General features: G+C 61.1%; 17 protein-coding genes. 5 read left to right on the forward strand and 12 right to left on the reverse strand.

Going from position 1 to position 26,340, the window contains the following annotated elements; all coding sequences use genetic code 11:
* From P0D73_RS42060 to P0D73_RS42075, 4 genes are all read right to left on the reverse strand, one after another.
* Window positions 1–372: GDP-mannose 4,6-dehydratase (locus tag P0D73_RS42060; protein WP_408435754.1), on the reverse strand; the 372-nt coding region annotated here is incomplete at its 3' end.
* A gap of 1,393 nt (window positions 373–1,765) precedes the next feature.
* Window positions 1,766–2,500 (reverse strand): Crp/Fnr family transcriptional regulator, encoded by a 735-nt coding sequence (locus tag P0D73_RS42065; RefSeq protein WP_121308590.1) that lies wholly within the window; start codon window positions 2,498–2,500, stop codon window positions 1,766–1,768.
* Window positions 2,501–2,972: 472 nt separating this feature from the next.
* Window positions 2,973–4,370, reverse strand: coding sequence for a hypothetical protein (locus tag P0D73_RS42070; RefSeq protein ID WP_408179393.1), 1,398 nt, complete (start codon window positions 4,368–4,370; stop codon window positions 2,973–2,975).
* A gap of 479 nt (window positions 4,371–4,849) precedes the next feature.
* Window positions 4,850–6,397, reverse strand: coding sequence for a methyl-accepting chemotaxis protein (locus tag P0D73_RS42075; protein ID WP_132375828.1), 1,548 nt, complete (start codon window positions 6,395–6,397; stop codon window positions 4,850–4,852).
* Window positions 6,398–6,669: 272 nt separating this feature from the next.
* On the opposite strand from P0D73_RS42075, the gene P0D73_RS42080 reads away from it, so the two are divergent.
* The gene (locus tag P0D73_RS42080; protein ID WP_408283109.1) at window positions 6,670–7,770 is read left to right on the forward strand and encodes an MraY family glycosyltransferase; all 1,101 of its coding nucleotides are present in this window, start codon (window positions 6,670–6,672) and stop codon (window positions 7,768–7,770) included.
* Window positions 7,771–7,871: 101 nt separating this feature from the next.
* Here the strand turns inward: P0D73_RS42080 and P0D73_RS42085 are convergent, their stop codons facing one another.
* The 4 genes from P0D73_RS42085 to P0D73_RS42100 are packed head-to-tail and all read right to left on the reverse strand — an operon-like array spanning window position 7,872 to window position 12,592.
* Window positions 7,872–9,749, reverse strand: coding sequence for a polysaccharide biosynthesis protein (locus P0D73_RS42085; protein WP_408179392.1), 1,878 nt, complete (start codon window positions 9,747–9,749; stop codon window positions 7,872–7,874).
* Window positions 9,750–9,754: 5 nt separating this feature from the next.
* Window positions 9,755–10,786 (reverse strand): MraY family glycosyltransferase, encoded by a 1,032-nt coding sequence (locus tag P0D73_RS42090; RefSeq protein WP_408179391.1) that lies wholly within the window; start codon window positions 10,784–10,786, stop codon window positions 9,755–9,757.
* Window positions 10,787–10,793: 7 nt separating this feature from the next.
* Complete coding sequence (locus P0D73_RS42095; RefSeq protein ID WP_408179390.1) at window positions 10,794–11,750, reverse strand: UDP-glucose 4-epimerase family protein; 957 nt, start codon at window positions 11,748–11,750, stop codon at window positions 10,794–10,796.
* On the reverse strand, window positions 11,747–12,592 hold the full coding sequence (locus P0D73_RS42100; RefSeq protein WP_408179388.1) for a glycosyltransferase family 2 protein: 846 nt from the start codon (window positions 12,590–12,592) through the stop codon (window positions 11,747–11,749). The genes P0D73_RS42095 and P0D73_RS42100 overlap by 4 nt, the downstream gene beginning before the upstream one ends.
* Window positions 12,593–13,109: 517 nt before the next feature.
* Here P0D73_RS42100 and P0D73_RS42105 point away from each other — a divergent pair.
* The 3 genes from P0D73_RS42105 to P0D73_RS42115 all read left to right on the forward strand — a co-directional run bounded on the left by P0D73_RS42105 (window position 13,110) and on the right by P0D73_RS42115 (window position 16,821).
* Window positions 13,110–15,335 carry a hypothetical protein gene (locus P0D73_RS42105; RefSeq protein ID WP_408435738.1) on the forward strand — a complete coding sequence of 742 codons (2,226 nt, stop codon included), beginning with the start codon at window positions 13,110–13,112 and terminating at the stop codon, window positions 15,333–15,335.
* Window positions 15,336–15,480: 145 nt separating this feature from the next.
* On the forward strand, window positions 15,481–16,431 hold the full coding sequence (locus P0D73_RS42110) for a glycosyltransferase family 2 protein (protein ID WP_408435740.1): 951 nt from the start codon (window positions 15,481–15,483) through the stop codon (window positions 16,429–16,431).
* Complete coding sequence (locus P0D73_RS42115; protein ID WP_408179384.1) at window positions 16,432–16,821, forward strand: GtrA family protein; 390 nt, start codon at window positions 16,432–16,434, stop codon at window positions 16,819–16,821.
* 117 nt (window positions 16,822–16,938) lie between these two features.
* On the opposite strand, the gene P0D73_RS42120 is transcribed toward P0D73_RS42115, so the two are convergent.
* On the reverse strand, window positions 16,939–18,099 hold the full coding sequence (locus P0D73_RS42120; RefSeq protein ID WP_408435742.1) for an acyltransferase family protein: 1,161 nt from the start codon (window positions 18,097–18,099) through the stop codon (window positions 16,939–16,941).
* A gap of 212 nt (window positions 18,100–18,311) precedes the next feature.
* On the opposite strand from P0D73_RS42120, the gene P0D73_RS42125 reads away from it, so the two are divergent.
* On the forward strand, window positions 18,312–19,421 hold the full coding sequence (locus P0D73_RS42125; RefSeq protein ID WP_408435744.1) for an acyltransferase family protein: 1,110 nt from the start codon (window positions 18,312–18,314) through the stop codon (window positions 19,419–19,421).
* A gap of 29 nt (window positions 19,422–19,450) precedes the next feature.
* Here the strand turns inward: P0D73_RS42125 and wecB are convergent, their stop codons facing one another.
* The 3 genes from wecB to P0D73_RS42140 form a co-directional block, all read right to left on the reverse strand.
* Window positions 19,451–20,587 carry a non-hydrolyzing UDP-N-acetylglucosamine 2-epimerase gene (gene wecB, locus P0D73_RS42130; RefSeq protein ID WP_408435746.1) on the reverse strand — a complete coding sequence of 379 codons (1,137 nt, stop codon included), beginning with the start codon at window positions 20,585–20,587 and terminating at the stop codon, window positions 19,451–19,453.
* Window positions 20,588–20,614: 27 nt separating this feature from the next.
* Window positions 20,615–24,712, reverse strand: coding sequence for a glycosyltransferase (locus tag P0D73_RS42135; protein ID WP_408435748.1), 4,098 nt, complete (start codon window positions 24,710–24,712; stop codon window positions 20,615–20,617).
* 86 nt (window positions 24,713–24,798) lie between these two features.
* The gene (locus tag P0D73_RS42140) at window positions 24,799–26,274 is read right to left on the reverse strand and encodes an ABC transporter ATP-binding protein (protein ID WP_408179376.1); all 1,476 of its coding nucleotides are present in this window, start codon (window positions 26,272–26,274) and stop codon (window positions 24,799–24,801) included.
* Between the last annotated feature and the right edge of the window lie 66 nt (window positions 26,275–26,340).

A 26,340-nucleotide genomic window follows, 5' to 3' on the forward strand; every position in this document is an offset into this window, starting at 1 on the left:
TTCCGCTTTGCAGGCGTCGTTCAACCTGCTCCAATACGAGCGAGCCGCTTCCAGTAGCGTAAAGGTACCTACGACATTGGTCAGCACGAAGTTCTCCGGCCCGTGAATGGACCGGTCGACGTGAGTCTCGGCCGCCAGATGGATGATCGCGCGCGGCTTGTATTCGGCGAGCAACTCGTCCATTGCAGCGCGATCGCATATGTCGGCGCATACGAAAATATGCAATGGATTGTGCTGCAGAGATTTCAGCGTGCGTAGATTGCCTGCATAGGTGAGCTTGTCGACATTCACGACGGGTTCATCGAAGATTTGCAGCCAGTCGAGCACGAAGTTGGCGCCGATAAAACCGGCGCTGCCTGTCACCAAGATCATGGAAGCCCTTTGGAAGCCGCCTTCATGCAGTTGCGCGGAAGGTCGATTGGAGTCTGGCTGACATCCATTGAACGATGCGTCCACGGGACGTCGGTTAGCAGCTTTGATATAGCTTTCCATCGCGACTTCCAGCGCCGCGAACAGATGCAACCAGCTTAGTGTAGGGTTCTAGAAATCTTGTTTCAGTGCGGAAAGCAACATACACGCTTTCTCCCGCACTAACGGGGGTAAGGAGGAGAGCTTCGGCGGTCGGGCAACGCTTGCAGTGTTCGCGTTGCCCGTGTCTCCACCACATGGCGTTGCCGGGGTTCGGCCTTATCGCCGATTGCCGGCCATTTCTTTTGCTGAGAGCCGCGTCTGCGTCGTCGCGATGATCGGCGCGGCCTTCATGGTTTGCGGCAGATGCCCCTGCCGATGCGCATCGGGACGCAGGCTGCCTGCGCGTCCCAAAGAAAGAGTTAGTTATCGTCTCGTGGCGTTCTGGAACGTGCGACACATAATGCGCATACGAAAACGCCAATCACCACGCCGAATATGAAGCATAAAAAATGTGTCAAAACGCTCGACATTTACCTGGTCCTTTCAATTGAGGCGAGATTGAATTTATAACGATTCACCTCCTTCGCGATTCACCGGAAGTCACCGCACGCAGCCGGTAGAACGTCAAAGACACACAGGCAGCAGCGATGGTATGACGCGGCGGTTAGCGCGCCAATCATCATACTTTACTAGAATCGCGACCAGGTCGGAAAACGGCACAACTGAAGCAGTACGCGTATGGCGTGGCAGTGGATGCGACATCAGGCTCCAGCCGGATGCGGATGATCGCGCCCGTTGGAGGTCACAGCGTGAAGCCAGCCGCGCATACGAGCATGGCAAAGTCGGCGAAAGCGCGGATGTAGTGCGACGCGAGGCAAGAGCTGCAGGCCGCCGCGTAATGACAGTTTGACAGACAAAGCAGACGACGAACGGCAACTTCCGATCAGATCGCGCGGCCTATGCAAGGGCAGTAGGCCGATAAGTCTTGGACGGGCGCTCCGCGCGAGTGTGATTGCTGACACGCGCGAATAGCTCTCCGCGGGAGAGAGAAACTGCCGCGCACGGTCCCGAGCACACGGACCGCGGCACGGTATTTCGTTGGCGAGTGCCTGACCATTTGTCTCCAGGCCTTCTTTCTTCTTGCGCTACAAGCACCGCGGCCGATCAACCGCGAGCTTACCGATATCACGACACGTGAGCGGCAAGCCTACTCTTTCCGATACCGGCGTCAGGCTCCCTGAAGCCAGGTGCTCGCCACATTTTATAGTTCCGCAAGGCCAGCAATCTGTGCGAACACACAACATATTGCTGGCCGCCCCAGACTTCAATTCGATTTGTGAATACGGCAAAACCCTCAGCGCGTGACTTCCATCGCGTTGATACGCGGCAATAGCCGATCGAATTCGCGTTTCACGATCTCATAACATTCGCATGAGCGCGCCTCGAGTCCGGTCCGATCGAGGATCCGCACACGGCCACGGCTGTGATGGATGAGATCGGCTTCGCAAAGCTTGCCGGACGCCTCAGTCACGCCTTCACGACGCACGCCGAGCATGTCGGCAATGAGTTGCTGCGTGACCTGCAAATCACTTGTGCCCGAACGATCGATATCGACCAGCAGCCATCGGCACAGTTGCTCGTCCAGTCGATGCAGCCTGTTGCACGCCGCAGTCTGTGCGACCTGCGTGAGGAGGGCCTGCATGTATAGCAGCATCAGTGAGCGCAGCGAAGCGCAATTGCGCAACGCTTCGCGCAGTGCTGTAGCGCTGATTCGATAAGCGAAACCCCGGCATTGGGCCTGAACGCTGGCTGGCATGGTGTCTCCGCCCGTCAGGATCGGCACGCCTGTCGTGCCATCCCTGCCGATCGCGGCAATTTCCACGGAACTGCCGTTTTCCATGGTTTGCAGCAGAGACACGATCGCTGTGGCCGGAAAATAGACGGTTCGTATGAGTTCACCGGATTTCGACAGCAGTTGCCCCGGACTCAATTCGACGAGTTCAAGATGAGGAAGTATTGCGTCCCATTCATGCGTTGGGAGCGCCTCGAACAGACGGTTGCCACGGCGGTATGACTGGAATGTCGTCATCATTTCCCTCACGTAAGTATCGCAGCCCGCCTTGGTACGGCAGGCCTCGCTCGAATCGAGGAACCAATGACGATGCATTGCCCTCATTCGCGCGGTCGGCAAACAGAAGCGGTAATGGAGACGATCAAAGCTTCGCATTGGTCATCGCGTTGCATTCGATGTCGCAGTGCAGCATAGCCGCCAAAGAAGGTCGCGCCAATAATGCTGGCGGAATAGCCCGCACGATCGGCGGATATAAGAGGACTTATTTGCGTTGAACGTTCGTTGAAACGCTGGACGCCAATGTCACTTTGCTGCAGACCGAAAGGACCCCGATGCTAGCTGAAGTGTCAATAGGTCGTAGTGTGGATTCACAACATGTCCAGTTTATTAAGGAGGTCTATGGGACGACATAAAGCGGACGAACCCGCCCTATCTCACGACTCGAGTCGGTGAGCCAGTGTGGTGCTGAGTGGACATGCTTGCCCGTCAGTCAGCGGCGATGGTCCGCTCGACCGCGACGGGGCCGGCCCCCGGCATGTGTGTCCTCATCCGCCGTCGCGATCATTTCCGCTTCCTGTGCAACAGCCTTCTCGGCCAGCGCTTTCAGAACGCCGGTCAGAATCCGCTTGCCGATTTCATGATGAAAGATCCAGACGCCATGGATTCGTCCGGTGAATGCGGCCTCGCTCCCGATCTCCGGGTCGGGCCGAAAGCCGGAACCCAGCCCAAACGTGAAAAGTCCGCGTACCACTTTGCCGTTCATGTCGAGCGGACGGCCGAATTTGTCGACCTCGATGCCGCCCTGGCGGAACAGCAGAGGAATCTCCGCCCCTCGATGGTCGACCAACGCGGACATGTTGGGCCCATAGCCGGCGCTATGAACCACGCCACATGACTGCGTGAGACAGGTGGCAGCACGCGCACGCTCGCTTTCCCCGGAGGCGGCATCGATCAATTCGACACGCGGCTTCGTTCCCGCGACGCGGCCCTGCGACATCACCGAACATGCAATCTCGAATGCGCGGTAGCGCAGACCGCTCGAACGATTCACGCGCCGCGTGATCGGGCAAATATCGTTGACTGGGTCGACCATATAACCCCATGCGCGCGCTTCCTCCTCAGTTTCAAAAAACAGCCGGATCGGCGAGCGATGAATGATGGCGATTTCATCGAGTCCGGCGCCGCCGAGATCAGTCGCAAGACGCTCGGTCATCGTGAACGCGCTATGCGAGCCGCCGATGATCGTGATCCGGTTCGTACGCCGGGCCGCGGCAGGGGCGAACACGGGCGCGAAGGTGTCGACCAGTTGCGTGCTCGTGAGGCGAAGCAGTTCATCCGATGTGCAGGTGATGACGCCGTTGCCCGGCAATGGAATGTCCAGCGTGCGGCACAGATCATCGACCTCTTCGACGCGCTGCGTTCCGCCGAGATTCATCACGACGGTGTCGCTAATCACCATCCGGCGTGCCGCGGGTCTGCGCGTGTCGTGATAAGCGATTTCGAAGCGGCCGTCCCGGTTGTGACGAATCGCATCGATTTCGTGTCCGCGCAGTACATCGACGTCGAAATGTTCGACGAGGTGCGCGATGAGTCGCTCGGCAGCCAGCGTGAGGAGTTCGCCGACCTCGGAGAGCAGCGGCGCACCGTCGGGATCCGCGGCCAGTTTCCTATGCAACTCGTTGTACTCGCGGATGTCGCCGAACACTTCGTCGAAGCGTTCGTGCTCGAGGCACGCGAGGAAGGATTTTGCGACCGAGTTGCCTGTAACGTTCACATAGTCGCCGAGCTTGCCTGCTCCGAGGCTCGCGCGTTTGTCGATGATCAGGAGCCCGTTTCTGGCCACCTCTGCCAGCTTGCCGCTCTTGAACGCGTAGAACAGGAAGCCCATTCCTGCCGGGCCGGCGCCGCACAACACACACGAGTAATCGCTTGGTACGCTCCCGGAACTATCCGGATCTACTGCTGAGGACCTCTGCATGACTTTTGGGCTCGATAGTTGTCCGCTGTGAATTGATGCGCCCCATGCGCGTTGCCGGAGTCGAGGACATTCCTCGGATCGGATTCAACACACAATATCCCTTAACGAGACGCATCGCTCTGTGCGCTCGCGCACGGACAAAATTTCGAAACCTTACTGCAAGGTATCTATAGCCCAACATTTTGCTGTACGGAATAAATTTCCTGCCACGCATTGCGTCGGGAAATTGTTCTTTGAGCAAGCAATCGACGTACCACCGCAGCATAAAATGCCACACACATTGGCATATTTTACAAAATCTAACAATTAGGATTTCTGAATTAAATCGTCGTTAGTGCCCTGTTAAAAAACCGGCGCTCGCGAACAACGCGAGCGCGGCCCCTCCGCCATTACGCCATCTGGAATACCGCCACGGCGTCGCGCAATATGGTCGCCTGCTCTTCCAGCGATTTCGCCGCCGCAGCTGCCTCTTCCACGAGCGCCGCATTGTGTTGCGTAACTTCGTCGATCTGCGAGACGGCCTTGTTGACCTGTTCGATACCGTCGCTCTGTTCGAGTGCGGACGCCTCGATCTCGTTCATCACGCCAGTCACTCGCTCGACGGCGCTCATGGCTTCGTGAATCGTCTTCTGCGCGTCGGACACGAGGGACGCACCCTCCTGAACCTTGGCGGCCGATTCGCCGATCAGTTCCTTGATTTCCTTCGCCGCCGCACCCGAGCGCTGTGCGAGGCTGCGCACTTCCGAAGCCACCACCGCGAAGCCACGCCCCTGCTCGCCGGCGCGCGCCGCTTCCACCGCGGCGTTCAGCGCCAGAATGTTGGTCTGAAACGCAATCCCCTCGATCATGCCGATGATTTCGGTCACCTTGCGCGACGACTCGCTGATCCCATCCATCGTTTCAGTGACACGCGAGACCACTTTGCCGCCACGCGTGACCGTGTCGAGCGCGCCGTGCGCGAGCCTGTTTGCCTGCTTCGCGTTGTCCGCGTTCTGTTTCACGGTGGCCGACAACTGCTCCATGCTCGCGGCGGTCTGTTGAAGCGCCGCTGCCTGCTGCTCGGTGCGCGAAGACAGATCCGCATTGCCCGACGCAATCTCGTTTGCCCCTTGTGTGATCGCCGTCGTGCTGCCGCGCACCTTGGACACGGTTTCGACGAGGCCGTCGCGCATCTTCGTCAACGCGCCGAGCAGTTGGCCCATTTCGTTGCGCGATTTGATCTTGATGGCGACAGTCAGATCACCGGCGGCGATGCGCTCGAAGTGCTTGACGGTTGCGTTGACCGGCTTGATCAACGCCACTGACAAACCAATGCGCGCCGCCACGCCGATCACGAGCGCGATAGCGCCGATTGCGGCGAACAGCAGCGTCGCGATCTGGAAGCGCTGCGCGGCCGTCTGGGCTTGCTGATGCTGGCTGTCGATCCGCGAATGTTCGAGCGCGTCGATCGCTTTCGAATAGGTGGCGTAAAAGCCGTTCGCCGTCTCGCCCTGAATGTTGCGGAAGGTATTGAAATCGAAGTCGGCCAGCGCCTTGAACTCCGGCTCGATCGCCTTATCAACCAGCGCGCCGCGTGCCTGCTCCACGTTTTGCGCGAGCTTTTGCTCGTTCTCGTCGGCGAACGGACCGGCCATGTAATTGCGGAAGTCTTTGTTCGATTCGACCAGCACCTTGTGCGCGGCCGGCAACAGGTCATCGGTCTGCTTGCCGACGCTAAAGAGCGTCTGATACGAACCCAATGCGAGTTGCACTTGCAGCAGCTTCTCGGAGCTTGCCTTCAGATGCGACAGCGCGGCCGCACTACGCTGCGTGTCGTCGAGGCTGCTGTTGGCGAGCTTGAGCGCGCCATAGCCGACACCGATCACTGTCAGCAGGAAAGCGACGAATACGCTGATCACCAGCGTCAGGCCGCCACGAATTGTGATGTTATTTAGCATTGGGTCTCCGGAACGTCTTGCCGATCGGCGGCGAAACAGATTGGCAGGCGCGCGCGCCGTCTTTTTTTGCGCGTGACTTACTCTTCGCCGCATCCAGGTTAACGACCTCGCACGAACCCTGCTAAATAGGTGGAATCCATGACCGGCGGGCGTTTGCGAGTGTCTTTCACCTCACTATCTGGGATATTCGTGCGACTCCGCGGCATCGCTCGTTTTCCGGGTGTTGTGCGTTTCGTTTGTATAATTCGGCGTCTTCGCTCAGGCCCACTTTCATGCTTAGTTTTGCGCTCGGCTTTCTCGTTTCACTGCTGATCACGCTGTTGATCGTGCGCTACGCGCATCTGCATGAAAAATTCTCCACCGACACCGATCTGGCCGGCGTGCAGAAATTCCATGTTCGCCCGGTGCCGCGCATCGGCGGGACCGGGATTCTGCTCGGGCTGATCGTCTCCGCCGTGCAGTTGCATCACGCGTATCCCGCCGTGTCAGGCGGCATTCTCGGGCTGATTGCGTGCGGCATGCCGGCCTTCGGCTCGGGTCTGGTCGAAGACCTGACCAAGCGCGTGTCGCCGCTTGCAAGGCTGATCTGCACGATGGCCGCGGCCGCGCTCGCCTATTTCCTGCTGAACATCGCCGTGACGCGCATCAGCGTGCCGCCGCTCGACTTCCTGCTCTCGTACGCGGTGATCTCCTGCGCGGTCACGGTGCTGGCGGTTGCCGCGCTCGCCAACGCGATCAATATCATCGACGGCTTCAACGGACTCGCATCGATGGTCGCGTTCATGATGTTCGCCTCGCTCGCCTACGTCGCGTTCCAGGTGTCCGATCCGATCGTGCTGTCCGCCTCGTTCATGATGATGGGCGCGGTGCTCGGCTTCTTCATCTGGAATTTCCCGGCGGGGCTGATTTTTCTCGGCGACGGCGGCGCGTATTTCATCGGCTTCATGCTGGCCGAACTGTCGATCATGCTGGTGATGCGCAATCGCGACGTATCGGCGTGGTATCCCGTGCTGCTGTTCATGTATCCGATCTTCGAGACCTGTTTCTCGATCTACCGGAAGAAATTCATTCGCGGCATGTCGCCGGGCATTCCCGACGGCGTGCATCTGCATATGCTGGTGTACAAACGGCTCATGCGCTGGGCGGTCGGCGCGCGTACCGCACGTGAATTGACACGGCGTAACTCGCTGACGTCGCCGTACTTGTGGCTGCTGTGTCTGATCGCGGTCGTGCCGGCCACGCTGTTCTGGCGGCATACGCTGCATCTGTTCTGCTTCGTGGTGGTGTTCGCCGCGACGTATGTCTGGCTCTACGTGAGTATCGTGCGGTTCAAGTCACCGCGGTGGATGGTGGTCAGGAAGACCAGGCGGTAACGAAAAAAGGCGCTCGAATGAGCGCCTTTTGCTTTGTGACTTTCGAGACTTCCGCCTTGCGGTGTGAGGCCGCCGCGGAAGGCAGCCTCACAGGTTCATGCTCACGAAGCCCGCGTTGCCGGCGCCACGCTATGTAACGCCGGCGCGGCAGCCGGTTGATACTCCGGCACCCAGCGCCGCAGATCGCGGCGCACTTCCTGGTCGCTCGGCACACGATGCTGCATCAACCAGGGCAGCAGTTCGTCGAGCAGATTGTCGGGCGCTTCACGCGCCTGCGCGATGCGTAGTTTCGGATGCGGCGTGCGCGTGGTCGCTTCGTCGTCGGCCAGCAGTTCCTCGTAGAGCTTCTCGCCCGGACGCAGGCCAGTGAAGACGATGCGGATGTGTTCCTCGCTGAAGCCATACAGGCGGATCAGGTCGCGCGCCAGATCGACGATCTTGACCGGTTCGCCCATGTCGAGAATGAAGATCTCGCCGCCGTGTCCCATGCTCGACGCTTGCAGCACGAGTTGCGATGCTTCGGGGATCGTCATGAAAAAGCGCGTGATCTCCGGATGCGTGACCGTGACCGGCCCACCCTTCGCGATCTGTTGCTGAAACTTGGGAATGACGCTGCCCGCGCTGCCGAGCACATTGCCGAACCGCACCGTCTCGAACTGCGTGCGCGTGCTCGTCTGCTGCAGCGCCTGACACGCCATTTCCGCGAGGCGCTTGCTCGCGCCCATCACGTTAGTCGGGTTCACTGCCTTGTCGGTGGAGATCAACACGAAGTGCTTCACGTCATGGCGAATCGCCGCGCGCGCGACACGGTACGTGCCCAGCACGTTGTTGCGCACCGCCTGCCATGCGTTCAGTTCTTCCATCAGCGGCACGTGCTTGTAGGCCGCAGCGTGAAAGAGAATGTGCGGCGTATAGCGCGACAGCACCTGGTCGAGCAGCAAGGAATCTTTGGCGTCGCCGATCATCGGCACCACGGAGAGCTTCGGGAAACGGTCATGCAACTCTTCCGTGAGACGGTACATCGCGTACTCGGACAGATCGAACGCGATCAACTGCGCGGGTTCGAAACGCAGGATCTGTCGGCACAGCTCCGAGCCGATCGAGCCGCCCGCGCCGGTCACCATCACCACGCGGCCGCTCAACAGCGCTTCGACGTGCGGCATGTCGATACGTACCGGCTCGCGCCCCAGCAGGTCTTCCAGATCGATCTGACGCACGCGCGACAGAAACGCTTCACCTTGCGTCAGCGTGGTCAACGCGGGCAGCACCATGGCCCGCACACCGGCGCGCACGCACAGCGTTGCCACGCGACGCTGCGCGTCCACCGACGCCGAAGGGATCGCGATGATCGCGTGCTCGATCTTCATGTCCGAGGCCCACTGCTGCAGGTCGCTAATCGGCCCCCACACCTTGTAGCCGTAGATTTCGCGACCCTGCTTGGCCGGATCGTCGTCGAGCAGGCCTACCAGCCGCCATTCGCTCGAACGCGACAGTTCGCGGGCCAGGCTCGCGCCCGCGTTGCCCGCGCCGAGCACCACCACCGGCTTGCCTTGCCCGACCAGGCCGCCGTAGAGATAGAACTCCTTGGAGGCGCGATAGAGCGCGCGAGAGCCGCCCATGGCGAGGAACAGCAGAAGCGGAGAAACAGCGAGGACGGAGCGCGGAATAATGGGATGCGGCTGCGCCATGACGGCCACCATCATCATCAGGAATGCGCCGGCCAGCACCGCTTTCGCGATGCGCATCAAGTCCGGCAGGCTCGCAAACACCCACATGCCCCGGTACAGGCCGAAGATGCGGAACATCACACCGTAGACAGGGAGAGCCCAGAGCAGGGTTCGGACGGCGCCGGACCAGAACTCGACTGGAACGTAGCCATTGAAGCGGATCAGATATGCCGCGAGCCAGGCGCCTGCGACTGCGCATAGGTCGAAGGCGAAAGCGCTAAATGATAGCCATGAGGCTTTGTGTCGAAACATCGGCGTCACACCTCAGGTTGTTCGGAATCTGCTATCCGGAATCGACGCCAGCGTGAATCGACTCCGATACCAATCAATACCAGCACGATCACCCATGCGCCCACGCTACACCATTGGAGGGCCGAAGACCAGCCAAGCAACACGACAGCAAGTACTATACCAGCCGCCATGACTGCATACCATAGGATGGCTGTCTTCGAATGCCCAAGTCCGTACTGGACCATGCGTTGATAGTAGTGCTCGCGATGCGCCTGCCAGATTTTCTCGCCGCGCAACAACCGTCGCAGCAGCGTGACCGAAGCGTCGCCGATGAACGGCGAAAAAACCAGTGCGGGAAACCAGATCGGCCAGACGCCGTCGCTCCAGCCCCAATAGCCGAAAGCGCCCGCCAGAAAGCCGAGCGGAATCGATCCGGCGTCGCCGAGGAAGATTTTCGCGGGGTGGAAGTTAAAGAGCAGAAAACCCGCGGCAGCGCCTGCCACGGCGGCCGAAGCCATGCTGAGCTCTGGTGATGGATGCGCGGTGAGCGCGGCCCCAACGGCGTAGCCTGCAAAGCCGAACAGCGTCATGCCACCGGCCAGGCCGTCCGCGCCGTCCATAAAATTGTAAAGATTGACCAGCCAGAGCAGTAAAAACGACAGGGCCGCCAGCAGCCAGACCGGCACCGGCGCCGGATGTGCCCAGACGAAGACCACCACCGCGGCCAGGTGCGCCGCGAACCTGACCCGCGCGGGCAGTCCGCGCCGGTCGTCGATCTGCGAGACCGCCGCCAGCACGGCAGCGCACAGCGCGGCAAGCCATAGGTGTGGCGCGACGATCAGCGTCGCCACGACCACCACCGGAACGATGCCCCAGCCACCCACGCGCGGCGTGGGCCGTGTGTGCAACGAGCGGTCGTTGGGAACGTCGGTGGCCAGACGCCACGCGAGGCCGGTTCTGAGCAGCGTCCACAGAATCGCCGCGCAAGCGCAAGCGCAGCCGAGCGCGATCAGAATCACGCTCGGCCAGCCCGGCAACGTGGAATGGGACATCAGCATGCGCGCCTCAATGCGTGGATCGGTACCAACGGGCTGTCGCGGCCAGCCCTTCGTCGGTGGAATGCGGCGCCCGCCAGCCCAGCACCGTGCGGATCCGGCCTGTATCCAGCTGCAAGGATCCCACCAGCCGGTCGACGGCCGCTGTGCGCCCTGTCAAGCGGCCCGCCAGCCTCAGCCAGTTCGCGGGCACCGGCAGCAAGCGGGCGCGCTTGTGCAGATGCCGCCCGAGCGAACGTGCGAGCTCCGCCACGGTGAGGGCATCGCTGTCGGCCACGTGGAACGTTTGACCCGCGGCGCGCGGGTCGGTCGCGCAATGCATCAGCGCGTCCGCCAGGTTGTCGACGTAGACGAGGCTGCGGCGCGCGTCGATCGCGCCGAGCGGCAGCGGTACGCCCTTCCAGATCGCGTCCATCAGCCGCAAGAAATTGGCGCGCACTCGCGGGCCATAGACGAGCGGCAAACGCACGATCACCACCTCCAGGCCGGTTTCCTCGCCGTAGCGCACCAGCGCCTGTTCGGCCGCGAGCTTCGAGCGCCCGTAGGCGTCCTGCGGCGCCGGCAGGTCATCTTCGCGTAACGGACGACCCGCGTCCCCCTCGGCTAGCGCCTTCACGCTGCTGGCGAAGACGAAACGCCGCGCGCCATAACGCCACGCCGCCTTCGCGACGCGCAAGGCGCCCTCGACATTGGTGGCGTGAAACGCGGCGTCGGGATCGGCCGCGGTGTCATGCATCACATGCACGCGTGCCGCCAGATGCACGACACAATCGACCTGAAGCGCGGCGGGCCAGCCGGCGTCGACGCCGGCAAAATCCGCCTGAGCCTCGACCCACTCGCTTACGCCCCGCTCGAGCTGCCCGGCCTGACGCACGAGTCCGCAGACCGTATGGCCGGACTGCATCAAAACGCGGCACAACGCCTCGCCGACGAACCCATTGGCGCCCGTCACCAGCACGCGGCTCATAGCCACTTCCAGCCGAAGCGGTTGAAGAACTTGTACGCAGACGCCAGGAACATCCGGACGTGCGCGGAGCCTTTGCGCGCGGCGCCGCCGCCGTGATGCAGCACGCGCACGGCGGGCGCGTAGGCGACACGGGTAACGTCATGCGCGCGCAAGCTCAAATCGTAGTCCTCGAAGTACAGAAAATAGCGTGTGTCGAAGCCTCGAAGCTTTTCCAGCACGTTCGTTCGAAACAGCATGAAACAGCCGCTGACAATGGGCGGATCCCAGCAGATGTCCCGATCGTTGATCACGTCGCGCATCTCGTAGCGGGCGATGCGGCGCTGGAACAGCCGTCGCAATCCTGCCGGCAGAAAGCCGCGCACGAACAGGTCCAGCAACGTCGGATAGCGGCGGCAGAGGAACTGCTGATGCCCTGCTTCGTCGCCGATCCACGGCGTCAACAAGCCCGCGGCCGGATTGGCCTCGAAAAATTCGAGCGCGCGCAGCAACGCGTGGCGGTCCAGATCAATATCCGGATTGAGCACGAGGTGGTAACGGCCGACGGCGCGCTCGATGGCCAGATTGTGGCCACGACCGTAGCCGACATTGCCGTGACCGCTAAGGATCGTGCTGGTGACGCCTTGGGCGCTCAATGCGTCCAACGAGGCACGTTCGTCCGGCAAGCCGCCGTTGTCGACGAGATAAAGGTGAACCGGCAGGCCCGGCCGCGTGGCGCGAAGTGCCTCGCAGGCATGACCGAGGCTGGCGAACGTGGTGGCCAGTTGTGCCTGATCCGGCCGATAGACGACCACGGAAACAGACAAGCCCTCGAGTTCAGGACGCGGCGCGCTAGTAGCATTCATGTAAGTTGGACTGCGTGCCTTATGGACGACACTTGGGAACGACAATTCGTTGTATGGCCGCAACAAGGCCGCAGTTTGCGCAAATCCGCCGCCTTCGGCAACTGGCTTTTCCTTTTGTTACGGCTGGCCGGATACGGTTACCGTCGAGCCTGAAAAAGCGGACCCTTCGCGCGGCGCTGCCGCCCCGGCGGGACTCGGCGGCGCAGCCCTCACTGCGCAACCGGCCGCTGGCCGTGAACCGGCGCTATTTTATGCTGGATTCGTCTGGCCGGGCCGTCTCTCGGCCTCCTGCGGCATCGTGCGCGCCGCCCACAAACCGGCCGCCTGCCGCTTACCCAAAAAATGGGACAGGATTGGCCCACTATCCGCCTCGTGAAGGCCGGGTTTCGCACGATCCGCCCTCAGGTTCGGAATACACCGCCCTGTAGAATGTCGCCTTTTCCGAAGTCCACGACACCTTCATCGTGACGATGAACGACACGGTTCGCACGTCAGAACCATAATGAGATGCCGCGACATGCCAGACATAAAAGATACGGGCGATTCAACGCACCGCATTGCCATTACCGCTGTCATTCTGTTATGCCTTGCTCCGCTGCTAGTCAAAGCGCCGCTATTACTCGGCCTGCTGAACGCTGATCCGACCTTGCTCTACGCGGGTCTGCAACAAGGCTTGCAGCACGGTCCGTTCGGCGGCTTCCCGCCTTACCCCACCATCGACCCCAACATCGCGTTCACCAGTCACACGCTGGGACATCGCGCGATTCTGGACATCTTGCATGGGCAGTGGCCATGGTGGAACTACTACGAAGGCGTCGGCACGCCGCTTGCCGGCGAAATGCAGTCCGCGGCGCTGTTCCCGCTGACATGGCTGCTGTACTTCGAGAATGGCCAGCTGTACATGCACCTTGCGTTGCAGATCATCGCCGGTGTGTCGACTTACGTGCTATTGCGCAGAATGCGGATCGCGCAAGTCGGCTCGGTCGCCGCCGCGCTCGCCTTCCAGTTCAACGGGACGTTTGCGTGGCTCGCCAACGCGGTCATCAATCCCATTGCATTCTTGCCACTTACGCTGATCGGCGTCGAGATCGCCTTGGAACGGGTTGCCAGCGGTCGCCGCGGCGGTGCCTTCTGGATCACGATCGGGCTCGTTGCGGCGTTGTACGCTGGCTTTCCGGAGGTGGCGTACCTCGACGGGCTATTGATTCTTGCCTGGACGCTTGTGCGAATGATGGCGCTTCCTTCGGCGCTGCGCGTGCGTTTTCTGTTACGCGTCAGCCTTGCCGGCGTGGCAGCGCTCCTATTGTCGGCACCTATCCTGGTCGCATTTTTTGATTATCTTCCTTTGGGCTTTACCGGCGACCACCTGGGCAATGGATATGCATCTGCACACCTGCCAGCGACGGCCTTGATAGCGACGCTGATTCCCTACATATTCGGCGGTATTTTTCAGGATCGCGCACTCACGGGTTTTTGGGGTGCTGTCGGCGGCTACGCAGGCATTACGCTGATGATGCTCGCACTTTGCGGTATCTTCGGACAGCGCTACCGTGGGCTGCGGATCATGCTCGCCCTGTGGGTCTTCGCGACCGTCTCGCTTTCTTATGGGTTACCCGGCGCGAGCATACTGGCATCGATCATCCCTGGCCTCAAGCTCGCCGCGTTCTACCGATACCTCCCGCCATCCTGGGAATTCAGCCTCTGTGTCCTGGCGGCGCTGGCGCTCAACGATGTAGCGCGTTCGGCCCTGCAAAAACGGCTCAGATACGCTTATGGCGTCACGCTGATTCTGATCGGTGCGGGATGCGTCGTCGCGCATGGCGCGGGAATCAGGCCGCATGGGCGTTATGTTTTATGGGCGTTGATCTTCGCTGCGCTAGTGCTCGTCTCGCTTGCGATCATCCTCTTCCGTCGCAACGCGAGTTCAAGCCGCGTCGCCCTCGCTGTGTCGATTGTCCTGGCGTGCGAAAGCGCGATGTACTTCGCCGCGCCGGTCATGAGCAATCCGTCGCGAGGCATGGTGGATCTCGTGGGCGTCCGATTCCTGCAAGCCAATCTCGGCATGCAGCGTTTTGTCACGCTCGGTCCGTTGGCACCGAACTACGGCTCCTATTTTGGCATCGCTTCGATCAACCACAACGATCTGCCGATTCCCCGCCTCTGGACCGACTTCGTCGCCAGAAAACTCGACGCCAATGCCGACCCGATTGGGTTCACGGGTTCAATTCGCGTGGATCCGGCCGGACCGTCCTCGCAAGAAAGCCTGCTCAAGAATTTGCCCAACTATCTGGGTGTCGGCGTGCGCTATGTGTTGGCTCCGTACTACGCCCCGCTGCCGGAAGAAACCAAAGCGATCGGCATCAAGCAAGTCGCCGCCGACACCAACATGCGCATCTACGAATTGAGCAACCCGCGTCCATACTTCGACGCACCGGCGTGCTCGCTGGAAGCGGCAACGCGCGGCGAACTTCGCGCCAACTGTACGCAACGCACGACGCTCACGCGGTTGGAGCTCTATATGCCGGGCTGGCGAGCCTTCGTCAACGGACAGGAAACCGCGATTCGTCAGGTTGACGAAATTTTTCAGCAAATCGACGTCCCCGCGGGCACATCAAAGGTTCAATTCGTTTTCCGGCCTCCGCATATCGAATGGGCGTTCGTTGCGTTCGCAATTGGCCTGCTGATGATGCTGGTGGAACTCGGCATGTCAGCCACATCGAGACGCGCCGCCATGCGCGTCTGACAGACCAACCGGAAAGAGCCGGCTTTCGTATGCGCTACCATTACGCCACTCGCCGAATTTGCGTCTGGCCCGCATAACACGCTTCGCGGCCAGCGCAAAAGCAGCTCGCCGCACTTTAGACCGTCAAACCAGAACACAATCGCCAATGCAAGACTTCAACCCAGGCAGCGTCGCCGTCGTAATTCCCTGCTACAACGAGGCAGCTACGATCGCCACGGTGGTTCGCGATTTTCGACGCGCGCTCCCCGAGGCTTCCATCATCGCTTTCGACAACAACTCGACGGACGACACCGCACGTGTCGCTCGCGAAGCGGGCGCGGACGTCATCAAGGTTCCGCTGCAGGGCAAGGGCAATGTCGTGCGCCGCATGTTCGCGGACGTCGAAGCCGACGTGTACGTGATGGTGGATGGCGACGCGACGTACGACGCATCCGTTGCGCCTGCATTGATCGGCAAGCTGGTCGAGGAGCGGCTGGACATGGTGGTCGGCTCACGCGTCAGCGACGAACAGGCCGCTTACCGATTGGGCCACCGCTTCGGCAATGTCATGCTGACGCAATGCGTGGCATCGATTTTCGGCCGCACGTTCAAGGACATGCTGTCGGGTTACCGGATCTTTTCGCGCCGCTATGCAAAGTCGTTCCCGGCCCATGCATCGGGCTTCGAAACCGAAACGGAATTGACGGTGCACGCGCTCGGCATGCGCATGCCCGTGGCCGAACTGCCCACGCGCTACATCTCGCGCCCGGAAGGCTCCGAGAGCAAGCTGAACACCTATCGCGACGGCTTCCGTATCCTGATGACCATTTTCAAACTGGTCAAAAGCGAGAAGCCTTTCGCGTTCTTCACGGTCGGCTTCGCGATCTGCGCGCTGCTGTCCATTCTGCTGGCAATTCCGGTCTTCGAAACCTACGTCGAGACCGGGCTCGTGCCGCGCCTGCCCACCGCGTTGCTCAGTACCGCGCTGATGCTGCTCGGCGCGATTCTGCTGATCTGCGGCATCGTGCTGGACACCGTGACGCGCGGCCGCATCGAGGTCAAGCGGCTGGCGTACCTCGCCATCCCTGCGTCACGCAAGCAGGAGCAAAGCCAGTAAATGCGCACCCAGTTTTTCAGGTTCGCCATTGCCGGCGCCATCGGCTTTCTGGTGGATGCCGGCGTGCTGTATGTGGCGCTGGCAGTCGGCCTCGGGCCATATCTCGGCCGCGCCGTCTCCTTTCTCTGCGCAGCTTTCGCAACGTGGCAGATCAACCGCCGCATGACCTTCGTGGTGAAGCGGACGGAGTCGCTCTGGACCGAATGGGTGCGTTATCTGGCCGCCATGTCGGTGGGAGGCGCATGCAACTACGGGACCTATGTGGTCATGCTGCTGTTCCTGCCGAAGGTGACCGTCGCGCCGCTCATCGCACTGGGGGTGGGCTCGATCGTCGGCATGTTCGTCAACTTCGCATTCGCGAAGTGGTGGGTTTTTCGCGCCCAGCATTGAACGACAGCGCCGTAAGCTGTCAGGGATTATCGGCGTGTTATTGCATGCTGATAGCTTGCTAAATCATCAGTACGCCCACGCATCTGGCCTTCCGCGGCCAATCAGTGTCCTGCTCCGTCACGAACGAACATTCACCCCATTCGCCGAATAAGCCGCCGTTTTCGGCGAGAACTTACGGCGCAGAGCTCGCGCGCCATTCTGCGAAGGCACTTCGACCAGCTTATTCATCGCGTAACCGAGGATAAGCGCTCCGAACACAGTCGCGAACCAGACTGGCACGGCGCCGAAGCGCGGATAGAGAATCACTAGCGACACGCTCAATACCACGTAGTGGTTGAGATACAGACTGTAGGAGATCTTGCCAAGCCAATGGCCCACGCTGAAGATCCGGCCCGGCTGGATCGTAAAGGACAGCGCCATCAACAGGAACGCGCCGGTCGACGAACCCAGATCGCCGAAGATGCGAGCGCCCATGCTCCAGGGATTGTCGAACGGATACGCGAACAGGGCCAACGCAACGATCCACAACATGGCGCGCGACGCCGGCCGCAATGCATGCGCCCACGCCAGGATCCTGGAGCGGCATGAGTAGAACCACGCTCCGATCACGAAGAAAGTGCCGTAGTGCGTGGTCAATAGCGCATCCTGAAGCGGCCATGGAATATGGCTCGGCGATCCCGCCAGTGCCGCGATACCGATCAGCGTGGAACTGACGACCGCGAGAATGACCGCCTTGAATCGAAGATGCAGCACGAGAAACGCAATCACCGGAAACGCCAGCGACAGTCTCATCTCATGCACGATCGACCACATGGGCGGATTGATGATCGAGGTATCGTAGCTGCCGATCAATTTCAGATGGTCGAAGATCATCTGTTTGTCCGGATGCGGATGCGCCGTGTACATCCAGCCTTTTTCCCAGACGAAGCCGGCGCGCGCAACCAGCCAATAGAGGCCTAGCGCGACCACGAGCGATGCGACAAACGGCGGATACAGCCGCACGACTCGCGCAGCGGCAAAGGTCACGTAACGGCGCGCACGCTGCTCGCCATACATGTGCGCGAGTGCATAGCCGCTAAGCATGAAGAAGACGATCACCGCCTGGTGTCCGGCCCACAGAACGCGCAGGGGCGTCCATTTCAGGAAGCCCCAGAGCGGTTCGACCTTGTACAGGCCTGCTACCGTCGTATGGGAGATCACTACGATCAGCGCGGCATAGCCTCGCAATATGTCCAGCGAGGGGGCTCGGTCATTACCCGCGCGCGCCGAATCCACCATATGCCGCCTCTTCACCCAAGTCCTATTTGAGATAGCGATTCTATCAGCTATCGCTCACGTGACCGTCCGGGCGGCCTTTGGACGATGGCGGTCGGTCCCTTCTGGCTGGCGGTTTCGGTCGCCGCATCTCTTGCCGCCGATCTTTTCCATGGAAAGGATTGGCAAGATTCTGCAATAATAAGATAGGAATTGTGGCTGATCGGATAACGTAAATGAGTGAGAGAGACACGACGGTTGATGTGCTTCGGGGGCTTGGCATCATTGCTGTCGTGGCGGGACACGCGTGGAGTGGCACTGGCTGGGCGCCCTTCTCGCCTTATTCGTTTCACATGCCGTTGTTTTTCTTCCTCTCTGGCCTGTTTTTCCGAGAGGAAAAGATGGAGGCACCGGTCGCTTTCGTTCTGAGAAACGCTCGCACCCTGTTGCTCCCCACGACGATTTTCTTCCTTGTCTATGCGCTCGTCTGCCAGGTCATACGCGCCGCCGGTTTCGTGAGGCTGTGGCAGCCGTTTTCAATCTCGAATGTGCTGTTCAATCAGTTCGGTAGCGCCGCAGCGTATGGATTCACTTCGCCGTACTGGTTCATCCCATGCCTGTTCTTTGTCCGGGTGTACTTTGCGCTCGTGCACGCGCGAGTGAACGCGCCTCTCGCGCGTATGGCGCGCGGACGTGAAGCGGTTTTGCAAACCGCCTGGGTTTTGCTTTACCTGGCTGGAGCAGGCTGCGCCATCTATTTTGCACAGCGTATGTACGCCGAAGGCCCCGTCACTTATCGCGAAATCGGTCTGCTGCGCGTGATGTTCGCGGCTTTCTTCTATTACGTCGGCTATCTGGCCGCGCATTGGAAAGCAACGCGATTCCTGCCCAATGTCCTCGTGCTCGTCGCCTTATACGTGATTCAGCAACAACTGTGGGTGACGGGCAAGACGTTGGACTTCTGGATGCAGGTCATGCAATTCGAGCATCCCGTTCTGCCCATCGTGACAAGCGTCACGGGCATCGCCTTCATGTACGGCGTAGCCGGCATAATCGCGAATAATCCGACGTCGAGAAAGATATTGGCTTTCATCGGCGTCAACGCCCTGCCGATCGTGTTTCATCAGCTGTTTGCGTTCTTTCTCGTCAATGCGGCGCTCTGCGGCCTTGGCATCATCAAGCCGGCGGACGTGACGGGCGGCGCCTTCCAATGGCATACCGAACATATGTGGTACGTCTACGTGCTGGCGGGTATCGTCGTGCCCCTCGCAATCGACCGGTATCTCGTGAAGCCGCTTGGTCTTCTCTTCAAGAGCGCCTGGCGCCGCCCCGCCGCTGAAACCTGACAGCGAGCCGGGCGCGCGGTTCGAACGTCTTACTTCGATGCAAGCATCGACTTCAGAATGGCAACGATCTGCTCGCCAGCCGTACCGTCGCCAAACGGATTCTTGCCAGCCGACATCGCCTGATACGCGGCTTCATCATCGAGCAAACGCGCAGTCTCACGAACAATCGTGTCGACATCCGTACCCACCAGCTTGTTGACGCCGGACTCCACACCTTCCGGCCGCTCGGTCACATCGCGCATCACCAGAACCGGCTTGCCCAACGCGGGACCTTCTTCCTGAATGCCGCCCGAATCGGTAAGGATGATATGACTCGCTGCCATGAGCCGCTGGAACGGCTTGTAGGTCAGCGGCTCTTCCAGATAGACGCCGGCCTGATCGCTCAACACGCGGTTGACCACTTCCCGGACCTTCGGATTCATGTGCACCGGATAGACGATGCGCACGTCCGGATGCGCCTCGGCGATTTTCCGCAACGCCGTGCAGATGTTCTCGAACCCAGGCCCGAAACTCTCGCGACGGTGCCCCGTCACGAGCACGATCCGCCGCCCTTCCGAAAGTGCGGTCTCGACTCGCTCCGGCAACTCGACATGCTCGTTCTTCAGGCGCTCGAACATCAGATACAGCGCGTCCACCACGGTATTCCCAGTTACGAAGATCTGGTCCGCGGGCACCCGCTCCGCCAGCAGATTCTGCTTCGACAATTCCGTCGGCGCGAAATGGACGTCGGTTACGAGCGACGCCACACGGCGATTCAGTTCCTCCGGAAACGGCGCGGCCATGTCATGGCTGCGCAGCCCGGCCTCGATATGTCCCACGCGAATGCGTCGATAGAACGCCGTCAACGCGGCCACCTGGACGGTCATCGTGTCACCCTGCACGAGGATGATATCGGGCGACTGCGCGGCGAGGAACTCGTCGATCGCGGTGAAGAGCCGCGCACTCAATCCCGCCAGCGACTGATTCTGCGACATCACGTCCAGACTCGCGTCCGGCGTCACGCCGAAGTCCGCGAAAGCCTGCATCAACATTTCCCGATGCTGCCCGACCGAACACAGGCACACGTCGAAATCCTCGTGAGCCGCGCGTAGCGCCTGCACGACCGAAATGACCTTGATCGCTTCCGGCCGCGTGCCGGCAAACACCACTACTTTTTTCTTTGCCATGGTAAATATCCTTTGAAACCGGCAGCTTCAGACCACTTCGGGCCGCGCATCGGTCAACTTGAAGTAACGGCTTTGACGCTGAGGCAGAAACGACGCATAGCGAACGCAATCGGCGTTCGTGCGGGTCAGGATGGCCGCGAAAATCTCCGCGTGCCGCGTATAGGCTTCCGCCGGCGTCATCGACTGGAACGACTGCTGCAAGCCCTCGCGCGGCTGGCGCATCGGCCGCCCGGCGTGCTCGACAATCGTTCTGGCCAGTTCGTCGCGAACTGCCTGCAAGTCCCACTCGTTGGCGATGGCCTGATAGAACTGCGGACCGTCCAGCGTCGACCAGTCATCACGATAGGCGCGAATCACCGTGCTTGCCTCGCCAATCAACTGTTCGCGGGCGCCGCCGACGTCGGTGGCGATGACCGGCGCGTTACGCTGAAGCGCCTCTGATATCGCCAGACTCCAGCCTTCGGTAAAGGACGGCATCACAACTGCGCGCGCCAGATCGACGAATCGATAGACGTCGGACCGGTAGCCGGGCATCGACACCGCGTCTTGCAGGCCGTGATGCGCGATGCGCTCCTGGAGCTGCGCGGCGTATCGGGCGTCCGAGTGCTTGCCGAGGATCACGAGGCGGATATCGGGCCGCTTCGCATGCGCGATCGCAAACGCATCGATCAGCAAGCCCTGTCCCTTCACCGGATTGATCGAAGCGACGTTGACGAACACCGGACTATCCGCCGGAAACCCGAGTTCCTCGCGCAGCGCGACGTCGCGCTCCGGTTCGAGCAAGGGTTTTGCGCTGCCCGAGTCGCAGCCGTTGGGAACGACGATCATGCGGTCCGCGCTCAAGCGCAGATTCACGTCGGCGAACATCGCGACGTTGGCCGACACGCAGATATAGGCGTCTGTCACTTCGTCCACGCGACGCCACTGTTCCTTACCCGCCGCGTCGAGCCACATGTACATGTTATGCACGGTCTGGACAAAGGGGATTTTCAGCGAAGCGCAGACCTCGCCGAGCGACAGCGAATAGTGAGCGTTGACGAGCGCCACCTTCCGCTCGACCAGCACTGCGCGAAGCTCGGCGGGATCGCTGGGCAGGTGCACGTAGTTGAACTGCCGTTGCTTGAGTTCGGCCTCGGCCTCGCTCGCGATTTCGCCGGTGACGCCGAGCATGGGCTGAAAGCCCGCCTTGCCCAGGCGGTCCAGCAAATCGAAAACGACACGCTCGAGGCCGCCGACCATGAAGCTGTCGACCTGCAACATGACGACCGGTGCGACCGACGGGTCGAAGGCGAGCGCGTCCGGCACCATCAGCGATTGCGTGCTATTGGTCGCCTTCCAGAAACGGCGCGCGGAGTCGACGACGTTCGCTGGAGTCGCCTCGATCACCATGGGGTGCAGCAGCGCCAGTCCCAGGAATACCTGATGGTCGAGTGCGATACACAAGTCCACATGGTCGTAGACGTCGCTGCGTAATGCGTACGGATTGTCGCCCGCCTTGAACACCACGACGATCACCACGCCGGGCGCTTGCGGCGCCAAAGACGGCAAGTCGGCGGCGGCGATAATTTTCAGTTGCGCGTCATCGGCGTTCAGGTCGCTCGCACCACGCTCACTAGCCGGCAAGACAGATGCGAGCGTCTGGCTCGACGCCCAGCGAGGCGCGTCCGCATCGAACTGACCGAGCCACTGCGCGACGCGTTGTTCGTCGAGCAATAATGGCGCATTTGGAAAGCGCTTGACGGGCGTAGGGGCCGAGGCAACCGGCGTTGGCTGAGGCGCCTGGACTGCCACAGCCTTGACTGCCACGCGAGTCCGCCTGGCAAGCGTACGCAACACGCGACGCATCCGCGCCCCCAACGTTCGCGCCGCCGACGCGCGCAGCGCGTCGCCAACGCTCTGCTGTTCCTCGAGCGCCGCCACAAGACGAGTCTTCTCTGCTTCCCCAGCAGCAACGGTCTGTTTGAGAGCTGCCACTTCGCTATCCTTCTCTCTAATCACGCCTTCGAGGCGACCCGCCTCGATCTTAACTGCCTGAATCACGCCTTCGAGGCGAGCTTCCTCGTTCTTGCCTTGCTGAATGACGCCCTCCAGTCGATCGGCTTCGCCTCTCAACTCCTGGACGAAAGCCTCCAGACGTTGTGTCTCGCCATACAGGAAGGTGTTGCGATCCAACAGCGCCCCGATCTGCGTATCCTTTGCTTCGAACCCGCGCTCGTAAAATCCCCGGTGTTCACGCCACACCAGTCCGGGCCGATATCCGGCGTCGGCGAGATAGTTCAGAAGATACGCGCACCGCGCACCCAGTTCGGCCAGTTGCGAAACTTCCGGCAACCCGAAGCTCAATGGCTTCGTCACGTCGCCGAGGATATTGACCCAGTCACCCGACAGAACCCGCTGGACTTCCCGCACCGCCCGCTCGAGATACTGGCGCGCAGTCTCGTAGTCGCGGCGAGCCACGGCAAAGCTGGCCGCCAGGTCGAGCGCAGCAACCGTCTTGGTTGCCAGCAGCGGACTAAAAGGAACCGGGTCCATCGCGGCGCACTTCAATGCCCACGCCTCGGCACCCTTCAGATCGCCTATTGCCTGCAAGAGCTTGGCGGCGACATAAGTCTGCGATATCGACCATCGCAGATACTGCGCGTCATTCTTGTTCGTATCGAGGTACGCCTGAATTTCCGCCACACACGTGCGCACCGTTTCCGACGAAGCCCGCGCGGCAAGCACGCGATAGGCGTGGCCGCAAAGCGCGGCGCCGTAATCGGCGGTGTCGTGCGGCGCCTGCTGCAAGACTCGCGCTTGCAGGCTGCCCAATTCAGCGTCGTTGTTCATGCGCGTGCCGATGGTCACCATGCTCCTGAAGAGCCATGGATTCACCATGCTGCGTCCGTCCGGCAACACATTGAACGCCGGCGAATCGGCGTGCTTGTACATCGTATCGACAAAAGCCGACGGATCCGCGCTGACGGGATCGCGCATCGAGACGACGATCAAATGACCGTCGCTGGCCACCGTGGGCTGGTCGAGTTCTATCTTGCGCCAGGCGACGTGGGACGGCGCATCCGGCCGCGAAATAAAAGCGCATTCCGGCAGCCAGCTTGTGTGGGCCGAACCGGTACTCGAGCACAGCAGTTCGACAGAAGACTGCGTTTTCACAGAAGCGTCGCCCGTGCTCTGCGGGGCCGTCAATCCGAGAATCAATCGTCCACCCGGCCGCACGATGTCGGCGAGCCGCGGCCAGTCGAGCGGCGCGAACCGGCGAACGTCGCGGCAAATCACGACGTCGAAAGAATGGTTCGTCAGGCCGTTCAATTCCTGACCGGACCACGGCTTGAAATCGACGCGACCCGCCACGCCATATTCACTCGACGCATAGCCGCACTGCAACGCGTCGGGCACGATGCCGAGCACGTGGCTCGCCGTCGAGTTCTGCGCAACGACGTAGGCGCCGCTGCCGGCCGTGTCGTCCAGCACGAGAACGGCGTCGCCGACCCGAACGAAACTGCCGACCTGCGTGAGCTCGGCGACTTTGGTTTGCGACGCCGCGTCGGTGTGCCGCAAGACGTCTTCCCCCATCGCGGGGCGTTGCTCCGTCGACGCGTTTGCAGCACGCTCGAAAGCGCAGACTTCGTAGCTGCCCAACGAGGGCAGCGGACAAGTCAGCCGCGCGAATGTCAAACGGGCGTGGATGCGAAACCCGAGTTCGAAGGCCCGTGCTTTGACGTGGCCGCTAGAAGCAAGGCCGGCTTCGTCTTGCGCGACCGGGCTCATCAGCGCGACGTTCGTGATACCCGCATCCGCAATCAGCTTGAGCCAGACTGCCGCCTCGGCGGCCTTGCTGTCCGGCGGGAGAACCACGATCGCCGCGTCGAAGGATTCGCGCTGGGCAATGCCGAGGGAAGGGGCCGTGACAGACGCCGCTTCGAGCCGATTTGACACGAACCGATGATCGGCTTGTGCCCCGCCATCCGCGTCGAGCGAAAGCGCGTACGGATCGGTTCCCGCGGCCAGCAGGAAGTCGAGCGCATCAGCGGCATGCGCGCCGATGTACAGGATCTTGCCGTGCCCGAAACAGGTTACGCACTGGCGCAAGCATGCTCGCACATCGTGGCTTGAAAACACGGTCATACAGTCAACACCAAGGTTTTGTACGGCGAGCCGTTTTGTCGAAGGACACCAGCCGCCCCTCGTCGTTGCGACTGACAGACGTTCACTTACGAGGCCTCGCCGGTGGGTGCTTCAAGTTCGGCGCGCATGTGCAGATCGCACACGCCACCGAAGAAATGCGTGTCGACACGCGCGCGGACCATGAAGAACGCGGCCTCGTCGATCCAGTGCAAGATTGCCTGATCGGAGAAGTTCATCGACTCCTGGTGGATCAGCGAGGCCTGCACTTCGTAGAAATTTTCGCCGAGCGAGCAGGAGTCCATCGTGAAGACGACGGAATGCTCTTCGCCCGCACGGAACTTCCGGTTCCAGAAAATGAAGCCGTCCTGCTTCCCGGCAATCAGTTCGGCGTCCTGGTTGAACGTCCCCCAGGAGTACATCTTGATGCCTTCCTTGTTGCGGATCCGCAGATTGACATAGAGCTTGTCCATGTCTTCCCGGATCGAGAATTTCACCACGATCTTGACCGTATCGCCGGTGTAGAACGTGGTGCATTGCTCGCCCGCGCCGTCCAGCACGGAGACGTCCGTAATCAGAGCTTCGAGGCTGCCGAATTCGAACTTGCCGCCTTCGTTGCGCGCGTCGGTTTCCATCTGATCCGCTGCGTCCGAGACATTCGACACGGCTTGCGCGAGGTGCCCTTCTGCTGCAGCGGCCTCGAGCGGCTCGGCCGTCGCGGCGGGCGCCGTCAACTGCGGCGATTCGACGGGCGCCGCGACCTTCGGTGCGGTGTCCGCCTTGACCGCCTGCTTGTGCTCGGCGATCTCCTTCTGCTTGGCGAGGTTTTCCTCGTCGTGTAACAGCTTGCGATAGGCCAGCACGACTTCGCCGGACGGCCCTGCCGCCATCACCTCGCCGTGGTGAAGCAAAATGGCGCGGTCCGTAAAGGTTCGGACCGACTCGATGTCGTGCGACACGAAGAGAATCGCGACGCCACGATCGCGCAGCTGGCGAATGCGCTGATAGCAGCGCTTCTGGAACAGCGCGTCGCCGACCGCCAATGCCTCGTCGACGATCAGCACATCCGGGTTCAGTTGCACCTGCACCGCAAATGCGACGCGCACCATCATCCCGCTCGAGTAGTGCTTGACGGGTTGGTCGAAGAAATCGCCGATCGCCGCGAAGCGGATGATCTCCGGCATGGCTGCGTCCATCTCCTTGCGCGACAAGCCGAGAATCGAGCCGTTCAGATACGCGTTCTCGCGGCCCGTAAACTCCGGATTGAAACCGCTGCCCAATTCCAGCAGAGCCGCGACCCGGCCGTGCACCTCCACGTCGCCCTGAGTGGGCGACAGGACGCCCGCGATGATCTGTAGCAGCGTCGACTTACCGGCGCCGTTGCGGCCCACGATACCCACCGCTTCGCCCTTCTTCACGTTGAAGGAGATGTTGCGCAGCGGCCAGAATTCGCCGAAAAACTGGCGACGGCCACGAAGTAGCATCTGCGCCAGCCGATGGTGAGGCTTCGCATAAAGTTCGTAACGCTTGCTCAGCTCGCGAACGTGGATAGCTATATCGTCCAAGACCACTCTCTTTGTTGATGAACAGCTTTAAACAAAGCTGTGATCGGGAGCCGCCCGCCTCTCGCG

Origin of the sequence: Paraburkholderia sp. RL18-101-BIB-B, assembly GCF_046026985.1 — a bacterium.
Taxonomy (GTDB): domain Bacteria; phylum Pseudomonadota; class Gammaproteobacteria; order Burkholderiales; family Burkholderiaceae; genus Paraburkholderia.